The 20,104-nt window shown below is 65.3% G+C and carries 13 protein-coding genes; 1 reads left to right on the top strand and 12 read right to left on the bottom strand.

Features of this window, described 5'->3' with window-relative positions; all coding sequences use genetic code 11:
- Positions 1-238 precede the first annotated feature (238 nt).
- The 3 genes from DK391_RS21110 to DK391_RS21100 form a co-directional block, all read right to left on the bottom strand.
- Complete coding sequence (locus DK391_RS21110) at positions 239-628, bottom strand: hypothetical protein (RefSeq protein ID WP_109479930.1); 390 nt, start codon at positions 626-628, stop codon at positions 239-241.
- A 15-nt stretch (positions 629-643) separates the two neighbouring features.
- On the bottom strand, positions 644-1,231 hold the full coding sequence (locus tag DK391_RS21105; protein WP_109479929.1) for a hypothetical protein: 588 nt from the start codon (positions 1,229-1,231) through the stop codon (positions 644-646).
- Between the two features lie 146 nt (positions 1,232-1,377).
- The gene (locus DK391_RS21100) at positions 1,378-2,568 is read right to left on the bottom strand and encodes a GIY-YIG nuclease family protein (protein WP_162600881.1); all 1,191 of its coding nucleotides are present in this window, start codon (positions 2,566-2,568) and stop codon (positions 1,378-1,380) included.
- Between the two features lie 310 nt (positions 2,569-2,878).
- Here DK391_RS21100 and DK391_RS21095 point away from each other — a divergent pair, with 310 nt between their 5' ends.
- Positions 2,879-4,141, top strand: a complete 1,263-nt coding sequence (locus DK391_RS21095) for an HNH endonuclease (RefSeq protein ID WP_109479927.1) — start codon at positions 2,879-2,881, stop codon at positions 4,139-4,141.
- 56 nt (positions 4,142-4,197) lie between these two features.
- Here DK391_RS21095 and DK391_RS21090 read toward each other — a convergent pair whose 3' ends face one another.
- The 9 genes from DK391_RS21090 to DK391_RS21050 form a co-directional block, all read right to left on the bottom strand.
- Positions 4,198-8,055 (bottom strand): autotransporter domain-containing protein, encoded by a 3,858-nt coding sequence (locus tag DK391_RS21090; RefSeq protein ID WP_109479926.1) that lies wholly within the window; start codon positions 8,053-8,055, stop codon positions 4,198-4,200.
- A 555-nt stretch (positions 8,056-8,610) separates the two neighbouring features.
- The gene (locus tag DK391_RS21085) at positions 8,611-11,628 is read right to left on the bottom strand and encodes a TraM recognition domain-containing protein (protein WP_109479925.1); all 3,018 of its coding nucleotides are present in this window, start codon (positions 11,626-11,628) and stop codon (positions 8,611-8,613) included.
- 21 nt (positions 11,629-11,649) lie between these two features.
- Positions 11,650-12,147, bottom strand: coding sequence for a hypothetical protein (locus DK391_RS21080; RefSeq protein WP_109479924.1), 498 nt, complete (start codon positions 12,145-12,147; stop codon positions 11,650-11,652).
- A 12-nt stretch (positions 12,148-12,159) separates the two neighbouring features.
- Positions 12,160-12,870 (bottom strand): hypothetical protein, encoded by a 711-nt coding sequence (locus tag DK391_RS21075; protein ID WP_109479923.1) that lies wholly within the window; start codon positions 12,868-12,870, stop codon positions 12,160-12,162.
- Complete coding sequence (locus DK391_RS21070; protein WP_109479922.1) at positions 12,870-13,391, bottom strand: hypothetical protein; 522 nt, start codon at positions 13,389-13,391, stop codon at positions 12,870-12,872. Before DK391_RS21070 ends, DK391_RS21075 begins: the two co-directional genes overlap by 1 nt.
- A 142-nt stretch (positions 13,392-13,533) precedes the next feature.
- The gene (locus DK391_RS21065; protein ID WP_109479921.1) at positions 13,534-15,132 is read right to left on the bottom strand and encodes a hypothetical protein; all 1,599 of its coding nucleotides are present in this window, start codon (positions 15,130-15,132) and stop codon (positions 13,534-13,536) included.
- A gap of 64 nt (positions 15,133-15,196) precedes the next feature.
- A complete protein-coding gene (locus DK391_RS21060) occupies positions 15,197-15,940 on the bottom strand; it encodes a hypothetical protein (protein ID WP_109479920.1) in 744 nt (247 codons plus the stop codon).
- A 316-nt stretch (positions 15,941-16,256) separates the two neighbouring features.
- Complete coding sequence (locus DK391_RS21055; protein ID WP_109479919.1) at positions 16,257-17,186, bottom strand: hypothetical protein; 930 nt, start codon at positions 17,184-17,186, stop codon at positions 16,257-16,259.
- Positions 17,187-17,340: 154 nt separating this feature from the next.
- Complete coding sequence (locus DK391_RS21050) at positions 17,341-20,058, bottom strand: hypothetical protein (protein ID WP_109479918.1); 2,718 nt, start codon at positions 20,056-20,058, stop codon at positions 17,341-17,343.
- Positions 20,059-20,104 lie beyond the last annotated feature (46 nt).

The following is a 20,104-nucleotide window of genomic DNA, read 5'->3' as shown; positions in this document are numbered from 1 at the left end:
GGGAAACGGAGGGCGAAACGGAGGAGGCGATGGGCGCGAGTGCGAGCATGGTGAACCTCAAATCACGTGGTGGGAACGGGTCTCCTCGTGGGCGGTGCGCAGCAACGAAGCAGGGACAAAAAACGGAACCGGGTAACAACCTTCTCGTTACAAACGCTCCCTGTCAAACGGGGCGTCGATGGGCATGAAAAGGCTCCCGCGGAGCGAGAGCCTGGCTGGAAAACGGCAGGTGGTTGGATCAGGTGGCGCGCAGGCTGCGAGCCCGGCTCAACATCGCTTGCCACGACCACGCACGCAACCAGCAGACGGCGGCGACGAGCGCGGCGAACACCGCACCGGCGAGGTCACCACCGGCGAAGAGCAACGCCATGGCGAGCAACTGCCCGACGGCGAACACCTCGGCGTCAGAAACGCCCTCGACCAACGGAACCCAGGACGGGGGCGCCGGCGAGCGCCAGGTGGTCCACGACCAGCGGGCGAAGCACAGAACACCGACGACCATCAAGATGGTGGCGTGCGGGGCGTCCCCGAACACACGGAGCAGGGAGGCGGCGAGCAACCACCACATCCAGACGGCACCGTCCGTCAGGCACGCGGACCGGAAGGAGGGAACACGGAACGAACGCATGGTGTGCTCCCTCGATCAGCGGTTGAACATTCCGAGCAGTCGGGCGCTGAACCCGGCGGTCTCGGTCTTGCGGACAGCGCGAGCGGCGTGCGCAGCGTTGGCTTCGGCGATCCGCGCCTTGCGGGAGTAGACGTCCACCGCACCGTGGCCACCGTCGTCGTTGTGGACGTAGACGAACTGCACGTCGTCGAGCGCTCGCATCCTCATCACCGCGTTGTAGCGCTCACGCGTCGCGTCGGACCGGGCGTCCTTCACCGACAGAACCCGGGTGACCACCAGGGTCAGGAGTTCGACCGGCATCCCGAGGCGAGCGGCATGCACAGCGATCAGGTCCGCGCGGGGCTGCGTGTGCTCCGGCTTCTCCGACAGCATCAGGTCCCCGATCGCGATGCGCTCACGGGTCGTGCGGATCACGATCTCACGACGGTCGATCACCATCGACTGGTAAGCATCGAGCGCCACGTTCAGGGCGATCCAGTGCAGGGGAGTCTTCAACACGTCACGACCGAGGGCGCGCAGAGCGCGGACCTCGTCGACGGACGTCGGACCGAGGATGGTCGCGGGCTTCGGGGCGTTGATGGGGGCGAAGGTCGTGGTGCTCATGGGTGGTCTCCTGGTGAGGCGTCTGGATGGTCTGCGCCTCTCTACGTCCAGGTTAGCTCGAGCTATGAAAAACTCAAGCGCTCCTGCGACTATATTTCACTTCCACGTCGTGATGGAAATCGGGGTGCAACGCACCCCGTAAAAGCTCACCGTTTCCAGCGGCGGCGTCCGCGCTTCACCGTCGTGCGAAGCCCGGCGAACGAACCAGCGAGCCCCGCGAGGAGGGCGTACCCGATGTGGCCGAACGCGAGGAACAGGCAGCAGGCGAGGAGCAGCAGCGCGGTGGCGGCAGCACGCAGGACCCAAGGCTTTCCCGCCATGCGATCCGCAGCCGGCGACGGGGACGCGTCGGCGCGACCACGACCGTTGTTGCCCGGGTGGTACCGGCTCGGCAGCGCGGGCACAGCGTCCCCTCGCAGGGCACGCGCGAGACGGTGCCCGTCCGAACGGTCGGCGCACCGGGCGATGAGGGCAGCGGTGTGGGCGAGCACGGCGGCGGTGCGCCAGGGAAGGGCGGCAGCGGACGGGTAGTTCAGGCGCAGGGCGGCGTAGTCCAGCAGAACGTTGAGCGCGTCGCGGGAGGGTATCGGGTTCGCCGCGGTGGCGGCGACGAAAGCGTCCCACTCCCGGTTCCCGTCCCCCCATTGCTTGATGTCCCAGTAGAGCAGCGCGAGCCACCCGGTGGCGACCGACACCTCCTCCTGCGCGGCGAGGTAGAACGAACGCGCCTTGCGTCGCAGGTCGGAGCGCGCGTTGGCGCTTTTCCCCTTGTCCCGGCTCAACTCATGCGCGGCGCGGCCGGCGTAATACGAACCCCACACGGACCCCATCGACGACGCTTGGCCCAGCAGTTCGAGGGAGCGAGGAAGGTCCTTGATCTCACCGTCGATGCCGAAGAGCATGGCGACGCCTTGCTTCTTCAACTGCTCGACCGCGCGACGGTCGTTCGATTCGAGCCCCGCCAGGTGCTTCACCACCTGGACGGCGGTGGCCACGTCGCATCGGAAGAACTCGCGGTTCGAGTTGACGCGGTAGTGCGCCAGGTGAACGTGCGCAGCACGCTCGGCGCCCCACACGTCCGCGAACGCCGCTTCGAAGGCGATCTCGAACTCGGTCGGGATCCCGGTCGCGCGCGACAGTTCGTTCCGACGATGCTCGCCGGTGCGGGTGGTCGCACCGACCTTCACCTGGCCTGGAAGGCTCGGGTTGGTGAGCACGTAGACCATGCCGCGCTCAGGAGCGCGACCGGTGTCCGACGATGACGTGAGCACGCGCTGGGCGGGCGGAGGAGCGGTGGGTTCGGCGGTGGGGAACCGGACGGCGGAGGGGCTGTACATGGTGGTCTCCTGGTTATGGGTATCCCATGAACCTAGCAAACGGGGCGCGCGGGTCAACCTGAACGGCCGGCACGAAGGAGGCGCGGAGCCCCTGCGGGCAACACCACAACACGGAAAAGCGGGCACACGCCCGCAGGCACCTGCGGTGATGAAGGCGGGCGATGGCGGTCCGCCGGGAGGGGGCACCAGGTAGGGGCGGCGGATGGGATAAGATCCTGCAAGGCAGTCACGATGACCGGCGGCGTCCATCGGCGTGGGGAGCCAACCAGAAGCGTCCGTTTGACCTCAACCAGAACGAACAACGACCAGCATGAGCAAATACGCACCACTCGCGGACCACTTCCGGCAGGCCACCGGCCAGGACGTCACGCTGAGCTTCGACCGGATCGAGCAGATCATCGGGGACAGCCTGCCACCGTCCGCGTTGCATCACGACGAATGGTGGCAAAACTCAACGCCCGGAGCCGACTCGCACGTTCAGGCGCTGGCGTGGATGACGCCCGGCTGGCGCAAGACGCGCGTCGATCGCGCAGCGCGCTACGTGACGTTCAGCCGTGCCGGGACCACCCCGGACGCGGAGGCGTTGGAGAACCTGGCGCCGCGGCGCAAAGAGGTGATCTACGACATCCTCGTACGCGCGAAGATCTCGGTGGACGGCTGGCACCGCAAGAAGGACGGGTCGGAGGTTGAGGACTACCGGTCCAACCCGCAGTTTTGCTACAACTGGTCGTTCGGATCGATCGCGGAAGGCTTCGTGCTGTGCCTGTGGCACGGGACGCTTCAGGCGGAGGGCGGGGTGCCTTTCTTCGCGGAATCGGTGCTCGACACGGCGAACGAGTTGCGGCGCATCGCCGACGACCCGACGGAGAGCACGTCGGCTCGGTCGAGAGCGGTGGACCAGTCGGTGCGCGCGCTGAACCTCGACGCAGCGATCCGCGAGTCCTACGACCGGCGCATGCCGGTGCGTGTCATCGTTTGCGACGGGGACCGTCGGTCGCGCGACGAACTGGCGGAGAAGGCGTCGGCGGTGAGCCGGCGCATGCTGGACAGCGAAGACTGGTACGTCCATCAGCACGACCGGGTCACGGGGCGGTGCAAGATCGTCCGGGGCGTGAAGCCCGACCTCGACGACGGGCACGAGAGCACGGGGCACGACGATGACGAAACGGACGACGAGGTGATCCAGCAGCGGGCGATCAAAACACGGCGTGGCCAGGGTCCCTTCCGGGACGGCTTGCTCTCGGCGTACCGTCGGCGTTGCGCGGTGACCGGATCGGCGGTCGATGCGGTCCTGGAAGCGGCGCACATCACGCCCCACGCTGAAAAGACGGACTACAAGACGCGCAACGGCGTCCTGCTGCGCGCCGACGTCCACACGTTGTTCGACCAGCACCTGCTGACGATCGACACGCGCTACCGGGTGAAGCTCTCGAAGTTGCTCCGGCACTCCGAGTACAAAGAGTTCGACGGCAAGGACCTGAAAGTCCTCCCGGACCGTTCCGAGGACCAGCCGTCCGTCCACGCGCTCGAGCAGCGCATGCGAGCGTTCGACGAAGCAGAGGCGAAACGCTGACACCATGAAAAAGCCCGGCACGCGGCCGGGCTTCGTGGCGGGTCAGCGTCCCAGCATCAGAACGCCTTTTTCACCTGCAGCATCGCGGACTCGCTCGTGTAGTGCTTTCCGACCTGCACGTTCGCGTTCGCGGTCAACGACAGACCCTTGGCGCGGTAGAGCGTGGCGCCCAGGGACAGGCTGGCGATGTCACGCACCGGGCTCGCGCTCACGGCGGTGAACGTGGTTTCGCCGGTGGTGTCACCGTTGAACGTCGCGGTCGTGTTCGGCACGTTGCCGCTGAACTCGTGCACATAGCCCAGGCGGACATACGGCACGACCGTCCCAGCCTTGGTCTCGAACGCCTTGGCGACCTTCACACCCAGCGTCGAGCGCACGGACGTGTAGGACGCACCGTTCACAGCGAGACCCAGACCCGAGCCACCGTCGCTCTCCGTGTAGCCGTTCAGGTTCACGTGCTGCACGGTCAGACCGAACAGCGGGGTCACCTCGACGCCGTTCTTCCAGAGCAGCGGCAGACCGGCTTCGACGCGGGCACCGTACGACGTGCCCGAGAAGTGACCGCTGGCACCGCCGACACCCACCCCGGCGAGGTTGATCGACCGGCTGGCGTCGTATTGGTTGACGCTCACGTTTTCCGACACGTCCACGTAAGCGCGGCCCGGGTTGAAGCTCTGCGAGAGCGTGAAGCCGAACGAGTTCACGCTCAGGTCCTGACCGCTCGCGTCGCCCGTGGCGTTGCTCTGACCGTGGGCGTACGTGAACGCAGCACCCACACGCCAGTCGCGACCCAGTGCCTTGTCCGCACCGATGGCGAGACCACCGTAGGTGAAGTTCGAACCGCTCACCTCACCATAGGTCCCGCCGGCGGTCGTTCCGCGCTGCTCCGCACCACCGAACGCACGACCGTAGGTCTGCACACCGTTGCCTTGGGCGGCGCCGGCGTCCTTCGCGGCGCGCAGGGCTTCCGCGCGATCGGCGACTACCCCGTAGGCACCGTCGGCGATCGCCAGGGCGGCGTTGCCGGCTTGCGCGTGGGGGATGGCGGCGAGTTGCGTGCCGGCTTGCGTGACCTGGCGCGCGGTCCCGTTCTGCTCGATCGCCAGCACGGTGTTTTCCGCGTTCATCAGCCCGGCGCTGTTCCACCCCGTGTAGCGAACGATACCGTTCGAGGCGGCGACGGAGGTCTGCGTGAGACCCGCGACGCTGTGCACGACCGGGGTGGTGGGGCTCGTCGGCGAGGTCGTGCCGGTTCCCGTGCCCGTGTCGGTCCCGGTCCCGGTTCCCGTCGTGGTCGTGTCACCCGTCCCGGTGTCGGTCCCAGTTCCCGTGCCGGTGCCGGTGCTACCCGTGTCCGTCCCAGTCCCGGTGCCGGTCCCCGTGCTCGTCGAACCGAGCACAACGACCAGGCTGTTACCGACCTGCTCCGTCGTCACAGCGCCGGTGTACCCGGTGACGGAGGTGGTGATGCCCGGCAGGTTGTAGCTCGCGGTGCCGGTGGTGTTGACGATGACGTAGCGTTGACCATCGGCGAAACCGAAGGTCGTGTACGGCGTGAGGTTGAGGCTGGTCGAGCCCGCGAACGTGCTGTTCCCCGAGACGTTCCACTGCCCGTAGCTCGTCTCGCTCACCGCTTGGGACACCAGGCTTGCACCGTCGGCGACGTTGAAGTTGCCGTCGATCGCCACCGGCGCGTACGACACCAGCGTTGCACCGCTGGACACGTTCAGGTTCGGCGCGTTGACCGTGTCGTTCAGCACGGTGTAGCCCGACGCGAGGGTCACGTCCGTGGTGCTGTCGATCTCCGACTGGCTCGAACCGGTGCCGGTCAGCAGACCCAGTTCACCGGTCGTGCTGTTGCCGTCCGTGTAGGTGCTCGCACCGTCGATCGTCAGGCCGTTGGCGGAGAGGTTCTTGATCGCACCTTCCACGACGCCCTGGTTCTTGAACGACGTCACGTTGCCGGTGCTCTCGATCTGCACAGCAGTCCCGTTCGCGGTGTTGGCCACCATCGCGTCGAGGTCGAGCGCGGCGGTCCCGGCGATGTCGATCGTCGGAGCGTTGGCGCTTGCAGACGAGATGGTCGGACCCGCACCGCCGGTGCTGTACCCGCTCGCGGTGATGGTCGTGGTGCTCCCCTGGACGGTCGAGATCGCCGACCCCGAGCCCTGGTTGAGCACCTGCGCGTTCGACCCGGTGAGCGTCAGGTTCAGGTTCCCGGCGTTCTTCACCGCGGAACCTGCACCAGCGGCCAGGAGCCTTGCGCTGTCCTGCACCGTCACGTCGGCGGTCGCACCGCTGGCGACGCTCACGGCGTTGCCCGAGCCCGACGCCATGATCGACCCGTTGTCCTGGGCCGTCACCGTCGCGTCGGCGGTACCGTTCACGTCGAGACCGTCGGCGGTCAGGGAACCACCGAGGGTGCCGCTCACGCTGACGGCGGTGGCGCCGGTGTTGAGCGCGACGCCCGCCACCGAGCTACCGAACACGTTGCTGCCCGCTTCGAGCGTCAGGCTCGGCAGGTCACCGTTGTTGACGATGCCCGTCAAACCCGAGACCGTACTGCCGCTCTTCGTCGTGATGCCGTTCGTGATCGTCCCGTCGTTCTCGATTCCGACACCGTTCGTCGCACCGATCGTTCCACTGTTGGCGATCGAGGTCATCGTCCCGCTGTTCTGCACCGCGGCATTGGTGTTGCCCGTTCCGAGCGTTTCGACGACCGAGCCCGCGCCGACGGTCAGGTTACCCATCGTGGCACCGGCGTCGTTCTCGATCGCCGGCGCGGCGGAAGCGCTCGCCTGAGCGGCGTACGTGACGCCGGTGGCGACGAGCGTGCCACCGCTCGACACATCCCCCACCGTGCCCTTGTTCCAGAGAACGGCGCCTTCAGCACCCGAAATCCCCCAGAGGATCACGCTGCCGATGGTGCCCGTGGCGTCGTTGTTGATCGCGGCGGTCCCGACACCGGAGCCCTGGATCTTGCCCGTACCGCTTTCGTCGATCATCGTGATCGTGCCGTAGTTGTGAATCCCGTTGCCGACCTGGTTTCCACCCTGCCCGGCGAGGATACCGTTGACGTAGATCCCCTGAATGTTCGCGGTGGCGTTCGACGACGAACCGTTGACGATGGCATCACCGCCGGCGTTCAGGGTGCCGTTGATCCACATCGTCTGAATCACCCCGCTGTTCACCACGCCCGGGGTCGAGCCCGCGAGCACGATGCGACCGTTGGTGCCGACGGTGAACTGCGTGACGCTACCGCTCGCTTCGTTGACGAAGAAGCCGGTCATCCCCGAAGCGATGCTCGAAAGCGAGCCGTCTTCTTCGAAGTTGGAAATCGTGCCCGCGTTGTCCACGTACGCAAGACCGTTCATCAGACCGACCACCAGCCCGCCTTGGTCGGTGATCTGCTGGATCACGGCGTTCACCTCGTTCTCGATCGCGTATTGCGTGCTCATCCCGCTACCGATGGTGCCGCCCGCCAGGTTGGTGATCGTGTTGATCGTCCCGCCGGACTTGTTGTCGATACCGGCGTTGCCCGACATACCGTTGGGAGCGATCGCCCCGGAGTTCGTGATCGCGCCGATGTAACCACCGCTTTCGTTCTCGATCCCGTTCGTGGCACCGCTGATCGTGCCCGAGTTGTTCAGGTTACTGATGTCACCGTAGTTCGCGAGACCCGCGGTGCCCGTCGTCGAAACGGTCCCGCTGTTCGTCATCTGGTAAACGGAGACGGTCGCCGGCGGTCCGACCGTGACGCCGGCGTCACCGGAAATGTCCACGCTGGCCTGATTCGAGGTGATCGAGACCTGCGCGTAGGCGCCCTGTGCGGCGAACGCCATCGCTGTGGCGACGGCCAGGCTCACGGTCGAGCGGCGCAGGTTGAACGACGGAACGACTTGACTTTGCTTCATGGGGATCTCCTCCTGATTTGGTTGGCGAGAGGGTGTGGATCAGGTGCAAAGGCACCTGACAGGCACGAGGACGCCCCTCGTTGCGGAGGAGGGGCCTCGACCCACACTAGCGAACCGAAGGCGCTTGGCAAGCGGGTACGGGCGGTACGCAGAAAAAAAATCTGCAGGTGTCGCGCGGGCGCAGCAGGCTGGGGCGTGCGGGAAGCAGGGATTGGACGAGGTTGTGCTTCGTCCAAAGGTGAGGCTTTACGGGATCATCCTGGCGATGCTGGAACGCGCGGAAAACCAACGAAGGCGGAGGGCACACCCCGCATGCACCTCCGGTGAATCAGGCGGGCGGGGTGGCGTTCACCCCAAACCCGTTCGCGGTAGAGGGCGGAGCAGTGACCGCAGGGGACGGCGCGAAGCGGGAGACCGGGCGCTTGCGCCCCAGGCGTTGGGGTCATCGGCACCGAGCAGCACCGCATCGACGGAATGACGGTCACAAAAAAGCCCGGCTCTCGCCGGGCAACTGTCGGGCATGAGCATCCCGACAGAGGAGGAACCTTCGTACTATCACTTGGTCGAGGCGTACGCAATCCCCTGATCGATCACGTCGTAGCAGGTGATCACACCCGGCTGACGCGCGGCGAGCAACTGGACGTGGTCGTGGAACGCGTTCTTCTTGCGCACCGCGAACGCTTCGTCCGATTCCGTGGGACCCTGCTCCACAAAATCCAGCGACCCGATCGAGCGGACGATGTCCTCGCGCATGATCCCACCGCGGTTGAAGCTTGCCACGGCGAGGAACCGCCCTTTGAGGAACTCCAGCCGGTCGGCGTTCAGGATCGGATCGGTGGTCACCGCACCACGCTCATCCTTGGACTGACCCTCCGTCTTTGCGGTGAACTCCGGAACGTGGGCCTTCGTTTCGCCCATCGCGAGCGATTTCACACCGTCCTCACGCAGGATGCCGTGATACAGACGCGACACGGCTTTGGCAACGAGGCTCGTGTCCGCCTTAACGGCACCCCAGACGGTCAAAGGCATCTTGAGGACCAGATCCGTCGTGAACATGCGCAGGAGATGCAGGTTCATGTGCAGCCCGGTATGAGCCTTGTTGGCCTCATCCTCCAGTTCCTTGATGTCGGACTTGCTCAGCACCACGTCGGCCGGGTACGTCTTCTTAAAGATGGTCTGCTGGTGTTGGCGCTCCATGGCGGCGACGTCGCCCGTCGTGTTCATGCTGTGCAGGCTCTTCGCCACGAGCTTGGCGGACCAGGAGAACTTGATGTTGGCGTACTTACCGATCCGGTCACGCGCCCACTCAAGAGTCTCCTTGGTCGAAAGGAAAGAAAAGAACGAATTAAAGTTCCCGGCGAAAGCGAGCGCGCCGTGCACGCCGAGGTTGTCCTCGTATTGGCTGATGTTTTGGGTGAGGTAGTACGCCAGGGCACCCTTGCTCCGCGCTTTGGCCAAGATTTCCATTTCCGGGGTGGCCCCGTTTCCACCGGGGCCAGCGCCGACGAAATCGGCGGCTTCGTCCACGAGGATGAGCACCGGACGTTGCTTGATGTCCGAACGCCAGTTGCCCGGACGGGTGAGCATGGTGCGGAAGAACCGGCGCTTGGCAAGGTCGATGAAGAACGCGCCCGGCACACCGTGCTCAGCCTTCGACAGCGACATGGCGACCACCGCACCGCGCATGCACGCGGTGACGTCGGCGCCTGTTTCTTTGTTGAGCCACGTGCGCAACGCCGGATGACCGGTGGCGATGTCCATCCAGGACGCAACCGTTGCCGTGATGTCACCAACGGTTTTCCCGTCGATCAACAACAAGTCTTTCGTCACGACGTTGATCGCGTCGTCAAGCATCAGACCTTGGCCACGTTCGTTTCGCGAGCGAATCCACTCGGCTTCATCGAGATCGCCGCGGCGGATGGCATCCTGCTCGTCGGCGAGAGCCTTCCGATTGAGCGCCGTCTGTTGTGCATGCCGATTCGCGTAGTAGGACAGCCCCTGCAACCATCCAACAGCACCACCCCGATCGGGAACCGTCGGAACACCGGCTGGGCTTTTCGGCGTTCCGTCGGGGGCGTTCACGCCCAGCAGGAACGCTTGGTCCATGACGTACTGCTTGCAAAACCGCATGAGATTTTCATACGTCCACACGAACTGGCGCACGAACCCTACCGGAAGGTCCCAGCCTTCGGCTTCGTGCATCTCGACCAGGTGAGCACGGTCACGGAAATACACCGTGGCCCCGGTCTCCGGATCCACGTAAGCGATCTTTTGGGCTTTGGCGTCCATCCATTCGATCTCTCGATCGCGCAGCCCTTCGAGCAACACGGCGCCCGTCAGCACGAACTTGAAAGCGGAGTTATCGAAAAACGGATTCCCGTTCTTGCCGGTCTTGTTCATTTCGGCGAGCGACGAGGCGACGTCCGTGGCGGTCAGCCCTTCGATCGGAGCAATCTCATCGCAGCCTGCTTCGATGCCGATCTCGATCAGTTCGACACCGACCTTCTCGAGCCCCATCTTGCGCGCGGTCGCGATCACATCGGCGCCGAGTTCGCCTTTGCCGTCCATGGCGAAGATCCCGGCGCAGTTGCGCCACTTGCCGTCGGCACCGATCGAGCCGAACGCCATGATCTGCTGGACCACAGGCAGACCCATGCCGACCGTCTTACCCATCCCGGGGTTGCCGTAACCCGCCGTGTGCTTGGTCAGGTCGTCGATCGAAGCGCCCATCGGCATCCACGCGTCCGGCGAGTAAGGGTTACCCCATTCGCGCATCTTGCCCGTCGCGTAACCGAACGTGATGAACGGACCGTTCTTCGCCAGGTTTGACGTGGCGAGAATCTGATCGTTGCGGTTCTTCCGATACTCGTTGAAGTTCGGCTTTCCGACGTATTTGACCTCCATCATCATCCGCTGGCTCAGACCGCGTGAGACATGCAAACCCTCGAGGAACGGTCGGGCGAGAATGATGGCATTGCCGAGCATCAGCAACGGAGCGGCCCACGAGGGCGGGAGCAGCGCAGCAAGGACGACCTGCGCCACAGCGACGGCGACGGCAGGCTTCACCGTGGCGCGCATGATGTAGTTCCAGTTGCGCCCGTAAAGCGCGATGGTCCCGCGAGCGTACAGAGCCTGTACCCCAAGGAAAATACCGAGACCGACGAAAGAGCGCACGAGCGAAATGCCGAGACCAAAGATCGAATCGGGGAGGAGTGCAAGCAGCGCGATGGCGAGCATCGACGCGAGCGTCAGGATCGGGTGGAAGTAGAACACCAGGCTTTCGACCAGTGACGAGCCGCCGTGACCGACCTCGTCGTCGTCGCCCGCGCCGGTTTTGATGAAACTCTGAAGCGGGGTGTTGTTGTAGGTGATCGAATAGGAGGGTTCCGCATCACGCAGGTCGTACGGCACCTTGTCCCGCAAGTTTTCCGGCACACCCAGGTGATACGTGAAATATTCCTGGTCGCGCGTGTGGCGCTCGTCGCGGATCTTCACCAGGTCCTTGCGAAACGCACGTGCGAACGGAGTGTCCGTCAGCGTCGTGTCGATGGCAGTGTTGGTCTCGTTCGTCATGATGATTCGGGCCTCCTCGGATCAGAAGTGTTGAAACGCGCCAGCGGCGGTGAAAAGATGGAACGGCGTCATGTGTTGAACCATCGTCGGAGCGATCAGCGCACCGATCAGCACCACGACGATCCCGGCGAGCGCGGCTCGTTTTGACAGCAGCCCGCGAAGCTCAACCCGGGTTTGGTTGTCGTGGACGTTGGTGCGGGCGATCCGCCCTTCCTTCCCGGCGAGGTTGTCGGGATCACCTTTCCCGAAGTAATGAATGACGCGATCCGCGGGGATGTAGAAGAAGTCCCACCGGCAGTCCATGTCCATCGGGCGGAAGAACACCAGACGACCGATCCGGTCGAACAGACGGCTACGCGGGTGCAGGCGCTTGAAGTTCTCCACACGCCCAGCGAACGCTTCGTCCGACATTCCCTCGGGACGATCCGGCGGGATCTCTTTTCCGAGGACGAACATCGACCAGAGCACCAGGCACTCCCAGGTGATCGAGAACAGCGAGCGTTTGAGTTGGTTTTCCATGGTTCCTCCTGATCAGCGAACGAAAAGGGACATCACCGAGCCCAAGAAGCGCTTTACGGTGAACGCGTGAACTCGGACGATCGAGGCAGCGGTCTCGTCACGACCGGGGTAGAGCGAGCGGCAGGTGTCCAGGTACGCGTTGATGCGACGGGCCTCCACCACCGGATCCACGTTGGTGAACCGGGGCGTGGTCGTCTCCGCCTTGAACAGGTCTGCGGCGAGGACGCGGCGAGTCACGTCCACACCAAACACACCACCAACAAAACGGTCCCCGGAAGCGGTCACGACCCACGAGCGCAGTTCGTCGATCGACATGGCTTGCAGTTGCTCAAGCGTCGGGTGGGCGAGCAGCCCGAGGTAGCCGGGCGCAACCAGGTAGAGGTTCACGCACGCCTGGCGGCTCACCAGCGCGGGATTCGCCTTCACCTCCGCCGCCACCTGCTCCTCCGGGGTCAGCACGTGCGCGACCACCGCATCGGGTGCAGCAGCACCCAGCAGCGACAGGTCCCCGCGTCCCAGGCGCAGCCCCACGTAAGCGACCATCGCCAGACCGACGACGAGCGCACCCGCCTTGAACGCGAATCGCTTGGAGGACGACGGCGACGAAGAGTCGGAAGCGCGCGGCGTCGAAGCGGGTGACGACGTGGGCGCATCGGCCGCGTCGTTCATGGCGGCGTTCAGCAGCGCGTCGAGCGGATCGTTGTCGTGGTTGTTCGTCGTCATCATTCGTCTCCCGACAAAATGTGCCCGGCGGCTTTCTGGGTGCGCGAGGCTTCACCCTTGACCTTCGACGAGAACGTCTGAACATGAGCACCCACGTTCATGCACAGGTTCGAGCCCGTGTCCGACACGCCCAGGCGCGCTTCGACCATCGGCGTTTCGCTCGAACAGTCGTAAGCACCCGCAACCCACCACGCGGCGGCATACACCGGGAGCGCCGCACCGAAGATCACGGCGAACGGCAGCATCACCAGGGCAAGGAGGAGGTGGATGGCGCCGGGGCCGGACTGCGCTTTGGCGCGCGGCTTAGAGGGCACATCGTTTTCACGATCACGCGCAGCAGCGGCTTGCGACGCCGCGGCTCGCAGGCGCAACACCACGTAGGCCAAGGTCGGCATCGCGGTGAACGCAAACAGCACCAGCACGACGATGAAGGACGTGAGGGGTTCGAAAGTGGGAAAGGCAGCGGTTTGCAGGTTCATCCAGACAGCGGCGTCCGGCGGAACGTAAGCGTTGGGGTTCATCGGGGTCTCCTCCATCTGTGTCGTTATCAGCCCATACAAACAGACCCACCGAGCAAGTCAAGCGCGTTTGGAGTGATTTGCACCTGATGTTGCAAAAAAGAAGCCCCGCACTGGGCGGGGCGTTCGTCAGGCTAGACCGGGATCACTCACCGAGCTTCTGGCGCAGTCGGTCCAGGGCCTGGTTCGTCTCCCGCATCGTCGTCACGTGCTCGCGGGCGACCGGGTGAGCCGGCTTGCGGACCTCCGGCACCGGCTTCGCCGCGACTGGTTTCGGCGTGACCTCCTCAGGCTTCGCGGGAGCAGGCGCGGGAAGCACGGGCGTAGACGCCACCACCGGTGCGGCCGGCGCAGTGGTCGGCGGTGCGACGACCGGCGGGACCGTGGTCACCGGAGTAGGCACGGCAGCGGGAGCAGCAACGGGTGCAGCCACCGGCACAGCCGGAGCCCGGCTCTGGTGACCGAACCAGAAGGCGACCCCAAGGACCAGCACCGCAGCACCCGCACCAAGGGCGATGAAGTGCTTCTGCGCGAACTCCAACGGACCACCGCTGGGCGTTCCGGCGTGACGAGGTGCAACGTCATCCGTCGCATGTGTGACGCGCGTCGAGCGATCCAGCGGCTCCGGCGCCACCTGCTCCTCCATCGGATCATGGTCCTCGACCAGGCTCTCGACCGCGGGCAGGGAAGGCATTTCCTCCTGCGCCACCTCATGAGCACGATCGTCGTCCGACAGGATCTCGCCAGTGCTCAGGTCCACACGCACCACCTTGCGCTCCTCCTCGCGGACGACGTCGACCTGCGGCGCGGCCGGTGCCGACGGCACGGGTACCGGCACCGCATCATCGGAACGCGGGACGCGACGGGTCGGCTTCAGGATCACCACCTCCTCCGGTTCGTCGGGCTGGTCGTTGGGCGCAGCGTCGCCGGTCACCGGCGCAGCAACGGGGGCGAGGGCGACAGCAGCGGCAGGTGCAGTCGCAGGCAGGGGAGATCCCGTCAACATCAGCCGGTCGATCATGGGCTTGTACGTCGTGCGCCACTGCTGGAGCGGAACGACGTCGCCCGCCTGGATCGCCCGTTCGTAGACGCCACCGAACTCACCGAGGGCTTTCGTTTCAGCCTCGAGCACCTTGATTCGCTCAGCGAGAGCTTCAGCGGCGTCCCGCGTCTTGACGAACAGGTCGGGGGGCAGCATGGCTTTACGAACGTCCGCCGATTGCGACGAACGCAGGACGCGCGAGGCTTGGCTGCGCGCCTTACCCCACGCCTCGTGCGCAGCATCCATCGCCTTGAAAGAGGTGTTGAAGATATCGAGCTTGTCGTCCTTGAAGGCCTTTCCGGAGCGCATCGCCGCAAACAACCCCAACTCTTTTGACGCGTCCTGGATCGACTTCGCCAACGTGTGCTGGACCGATGCGGTGGGCTCTCGAAAGGCAGTAGCGACCAGCACCTTGAGCGCATCGCCCAGCGTGAAGTTGATCCCGTCGAGGAGCGGCACCACACCCTCTTTGTCCTCCAGTAGGCTAAACACGACGTTGGACGCTTCGACCAGGGTGGCATGGGTGTCCAGCAGTCTTTGAAAGACCGACGGCCGACCGCTCGAAGCGATGGCGGGTGCGGCGACCGGCGGCACCGGCGCAGGCGTCGGTACGTCGATCTCAACGGCAGGCGACGGCTCGGGCGGCTCGGGCACGTCATCCCCAAAGCCCATGTCGCTCATCACGTCCTTGTAGGTATCCATTGTCTCCTCCTCTCGTATCGTTGGAATGGGCAGCGGGGCGATGGATCCGCCCCGCTGGCGTTGCTTACTTCGTGGACGGCTGGTAGATCGGACCCGATGCGGCGGTCGCGGGCGCGGCTTTCTGCGCGGCCGGCGACGGATCGGGGATCGGGGTCACGTCCAGGTGCGGGTTCTTCGTGACAATGTGCGTCGCGAAGGTGACCTTGGTGCCTTGCAGGCCGGCGTTCAGGATCTCGCTGTAAGCGCTCTCGTCCACCCGCTTCACGTAGACGTCGATCCGCGGCACTTTCTTCGACGCAGCGGTCAGGGCGGCGACCTTCTTCAGCACCGCGTCGACGTCCGCACCGTGGCCCGGGGGCATCGGCACGACGGTCTTGTCCCACGCCTCGATCTTGTGGTTCTCGTGCTGTGGATCGTTCACCAACTTCGTCACGACCATGGCCTGCTGATTCGCGCGGACCGATGCGAGCGTTCCGTTGATCTCCGCTTGCTGGCGACGCACCTCGTCCAGTTGTACCTTCACGCTCGCGGCGTAGGAGATGGCACCGCCGGCTGCGCAACCGGTGATGAACCCGAGACCAGCACTGAAAAAATTCTTCCCGGCGATCGCGCCCGCACCGGCACCGACGACGCCACCCGCGAGGCAACCACCCAAGGCAGATGCGTTCGAGCGATCTTTCACCCCCACCGCGTTCCCAATGGCTTGCGAGCCCCCGGCGATCGACGCACAGCCGGACATGCCCAGAACGCTGACGGCAACAGCCAGCACGGTTGCGCTGGTCCCAGCGCTCTTGAAACGGATCTTCATGGTGGGTCCTCCAGGGTTGTCGGGCACGGCGCCCATCCCTCTGTACTAGTGGTTGTACTGGCGCTGTCAATCGTTGACAGGGTGTTTTGCACCCGAACGCGCGATATGTTGTGCGGTGGCGCGGGCGTGGGTCGAAAAGACCGTGTGCCTGCGGGAAACCCCCGCCGGAGGCGAGGGCACGGAACCCCACCCGCAGGCGCCACCGGCGACGTGGGCGGGCACCGGGACGAGGCATGGGCAGGCGAGCACCCGCAGGCAGCAGCGCGAAGCGGGGTGCCCGAGCGGCGTCAGCCGCCCAGGCTTTTGACGTTTGGGGTCACGCGGCTTTTTGCATCGCACCGGCGCAGCGCGGGGCATCGATCACACGCACGGCGTCCGGGTTGATCTCCGCCCAGCGGTCGTGCGACCCCTGACCGTTTTGGTAGCGCCCGTTCACCAGGGCGCGGGCGATGTCGCTGTTGGCGACGAACCGGGGCTGCATGTCGGCGAACACGAAGGCGTGGACCCCGTGCGCAGCGTTTTCGGTGTGAAACGACCGGCGATCGCTGTGCGATACGACGAAGTTCGTGTCGTGGTTGCGCTTCTTCACCTCAACCGTCATGCCGCAGCACGTGCAGATCCGGTCCGGGCGACGGATCCGCTTGTCCTTCGACCGGATCTCAAAGAACCCTGGCGTCTCGCAGGCACCTTCTTCGAACGTGTGACCGGCGGTGTCGCGCAGCAGGCGGGTCACGACGCGTTCGGCTTTCTCGCCGGCTTTCGCGCGCAGGGCGAACTGTCCGTCTTCTTTCATCGTCCCCCAACCGTCGGACGGCGACGCACCGACGTAGCGGATGTCGATCCAGAACGCCTCGATCGGGTGGCTTCCGTCCTCGACATGGGGAAGAACCACCGCGTCGATCAGGTCACCGCGTTCGATGACGCGCTGAAAATACAAACCGGCGGTGATCGTTTCGGGACCGAACTTCATCGTGCGATGGGGTTCAATGGTGAGCACCAGGTGGTCCGTGATGATTTTCAGGAGACCGGTGTCGGTGAAGGCGGCGTCGAGGACTTTCAAACGACGCACGACGGAGGCGGTGCGGAGGTATTTGGCGATCGGGGCGGGGACATCGCGCAACGAACGCTGGCGAATCATTTTCGGCGTGTAGCGCGGCCCGATGGGCTGACGCGTTCCGAACAGAAACCCGGTGGCTTGGAACCCTGGGTCGTTCGAGGTCGGTTTGAAATCGAATCGGCGCAGCATGTGCGTCCCCCTGCAATGATTGTTTATCCATCCAATCAAGCAGATTGAAGATTTTAGTCAATAGCGAAACGCCCACTTTCAGGGTGAAAAGCACCCAAAACGAAAAATAAAAATGCCCCGCGGGAAGCGGGGCATTCAGGAGGCTGCGGGTCGATCAGCGCGGGATGGTGTGGCTCTGCCCGATCCCTTTGCGCTGAGCGTTTTTCAGTGCCAGTTGCTCTTGCGCGAAGGACTGCTCCTGGGCGCGCGAGGTCGTGGAAAGGTGCTCGATCGAGGCGGTCGTCCGTTGCAACGTCGGTGCGACCTCCGCGTTGAACTGCTTCACGTCAGCGCTCAACCTCGACGCGAGCGCCCCCAGGTTCGGCAGGTTCGCCGGCTTCTGGTTGGGCGACGTCTCAACGGACGGCTCCGCCTTCACCGGCTCTGCGGACGCCACCGTAGCGGTGACGCTGGGCGTCTGCTCCACCTTCGGCTGTTCCACCGGGGCTTGCACGGCCGGCTCGGGCTGGCGAGCGTCCACACGTTCCGCGAGAGCACCGAGGTTCGGCAGGTTCGGGCGCGCAGGGGCAGGTTCCTGCGGCGCCTGAGTGGCAGAAGCCACGGCAGGTGCTTCCACGTCCACCGTCGGCGACACCGGCTCCTGCGTGACCGCCGGGGCGTGAGCAGGCTGTTCCGGCTGGCGTGCGTCCACACGTTCCGCGAGAGCACCGAGGCTCGGCACCGGCGCTTGGACCGGCTTCTCAACCACCGGCGCAGCGTGCTGCACCGAACCGGCACCGCCCTGGCGCTGACCTTCCCCGTCGTCCTGCTGGACCTCGGGCGCGTTGGCGTGGGCACGGGAATCGAGCTTCGCCGCCAGACCGTCGCGCGACGGCAGGTGGGGGATTCCCACGACGTACCCATCGCGCTGGATCGTATCGATCGCGGACCGCTCGACGTAGGCGTGCAGCGCGTCCTTCACGAACCCGCGGGTGTCCTCGGTCACCGGGTGCCCCAGCGCCTGTTCCAGACGCCCGGTGGGCGCGGTGAACGCGTCGATGGCGTTGGGCTGCTGCTGCTTGCCCATCTCGAGCGCGTCCGGGTCCCACGACGCGTGACCGTTGACGGCTTCACCGTTAACCTTAAAGTCGAAGTACACGCCCTTCTGGTCGCTCGTGAACCCGGTGCGCATCGACGTCCCGGCAGCGTCCAGCGTTTCAGCCAGGACGTGCTGGTCGCTCTTGTGCTGCGTGAGCGCTTGCACGTGCCCGTCGTGCTGCGCGGGCATCCCACCGGGTTGACCCAGTCCGAGGCGCTGATCGCGCTCGGCACGCACGCGCTCGACCTCCGCGACGATGCGGTTGTCCGCAGCGGGCTCGACAGGGCTCTGCGCGGGAGCTTGCGCCTGCACGGGCTCCTGCACCGGTTCAGCGGGCGTGCGGCCCAGCAACGCATCGAGCTTGCGTTGCGCACGGGTCGATGCGCGGGCGACGCGCTCACCCTGTGCGTCTTGACGGGGCGTGGAGGGCGCGTCCAGCATGTTCGCGAAACCGTCGATCGTCTGCGTCTCGCTGGGGTTGCGCTGCTTCCAGGCTTCCGCCTCAACCTTAAACGCCGCAAAGCGGGCACGTTCGAGGTTGTCGTGCTGCTCCAGACGCTCTTCCTGGCGCTCGTCGTGGACGTCGCGTTGCCACTGATCGTGCTCGGCGAAGTCGTGCGCTTTCGCGTCCCAGCCGTTCCGGACCTGGTCGACCTTTTCACCGGTCGCCGGGTCGTTCTTTTCGCCCACGCTGTGCGAATCGGTCTTGCGCAGTTCGATCGTCTCGCCCACGGCGAGACCAGCACGGGCGATCGCCTTGGGCACGTCCACCCCGTTCACGATGTGCTGCTCACCGTGGCGCCCCTCGATGCGGGCGAACGGCGTGCGGCTGGACGGGTCGTCGTCGCGCATCAGGCGGGTCCCGATCTCCGCGAGGGTCCCCCGGTAGAACCGGTCACCGTCGGGTCCGGCTTTCTCACGGAAGTCCGGCTCGGGCTTGAACTCTTCGCGCTCGAACGGCTGCTCGACGAACTGCGGTGCGCGATCGTTCGAATGCTGCGCAGCCTGCTTTTGAGCGTCCTTCAGCGCCTGCTCCGCCTTCTCGGCGTCGATCCGGATGGTTTCCCGGATGGAGATGTCCACGTCGTTCGCCGGGCGCGGCAGCGGGTCGATCTGGCGAACCGCGACGCCCTTGTCGCTGCTGTGATCGAGAAACCCAAGGATGTGGTCCTCGGTCGTTTCGTAGATCGAGCGTTGAGGGGCAACGCGGTCGCCGTGCTCGACGGTATCGCGACCCTTCAGCCAGTTGAACGCCTCCTGCTTCGTGGGAGGCACGGCGATCAGGTCGCGGTCGGGGTTCGCGATCGGGTGGTTGTAGGCGTAGTCGTGCGCCTGCAGGTCGGCGAAACGGTCCTTTGCGACCTCGCCCAGCGCAGCGGCGTTCGGCGCGTTACTCAGCCGCGCGAGTTGTTCTTCGAACGAGGACTTCTCGGCGTCGCGCAGCAGCGTCAGACGCCAGTGGTCCGGACCGCTGGCGAGGTTCATCGTCCCCTGGAGAGACCGCTGGCGCTCGTCCCAGGCGCGTTGCAACCCGGCACGGACCTCGCCGGCGACACCGCGTTCGTTCATCCCGGAGTTCGCGTGCACGTCGCGAAGCTTCTCGACCACGAACGACGAATCGAAGAAGCCCGACAGGCGCTCACCGCTTTCCCCGACGGGGAACCCGTCCTGAACGTCCGGGGCGGCGTCGAGGGGCGACATGGCCACGTTCGTGGTCCGGTAGCGATCGCGCCAGTTGCGATACGCCTGATCCTGGTACTGCTCGGGAACGGTTTCCCAGCGACGGTTGGCCATGCTTGTCTCCTCCTCTGAACACCGGTTGAACCACGCGGTCGCGTGG

It is taken from the genome of Paraburkholderia sp. C35, from assembly GCF_003121405.1.
Lineage (GTDB): Bacteria > Pseudomonadota > Gammaproteobacteria > Burkholderiales > Burkholderiaceae > Paraburkholderia.
The sequence above is the reverse complement of the archived record's forward strand: the minus strand, read 5'-3'. Positions and strand labels throughout refer to the sequence as shown.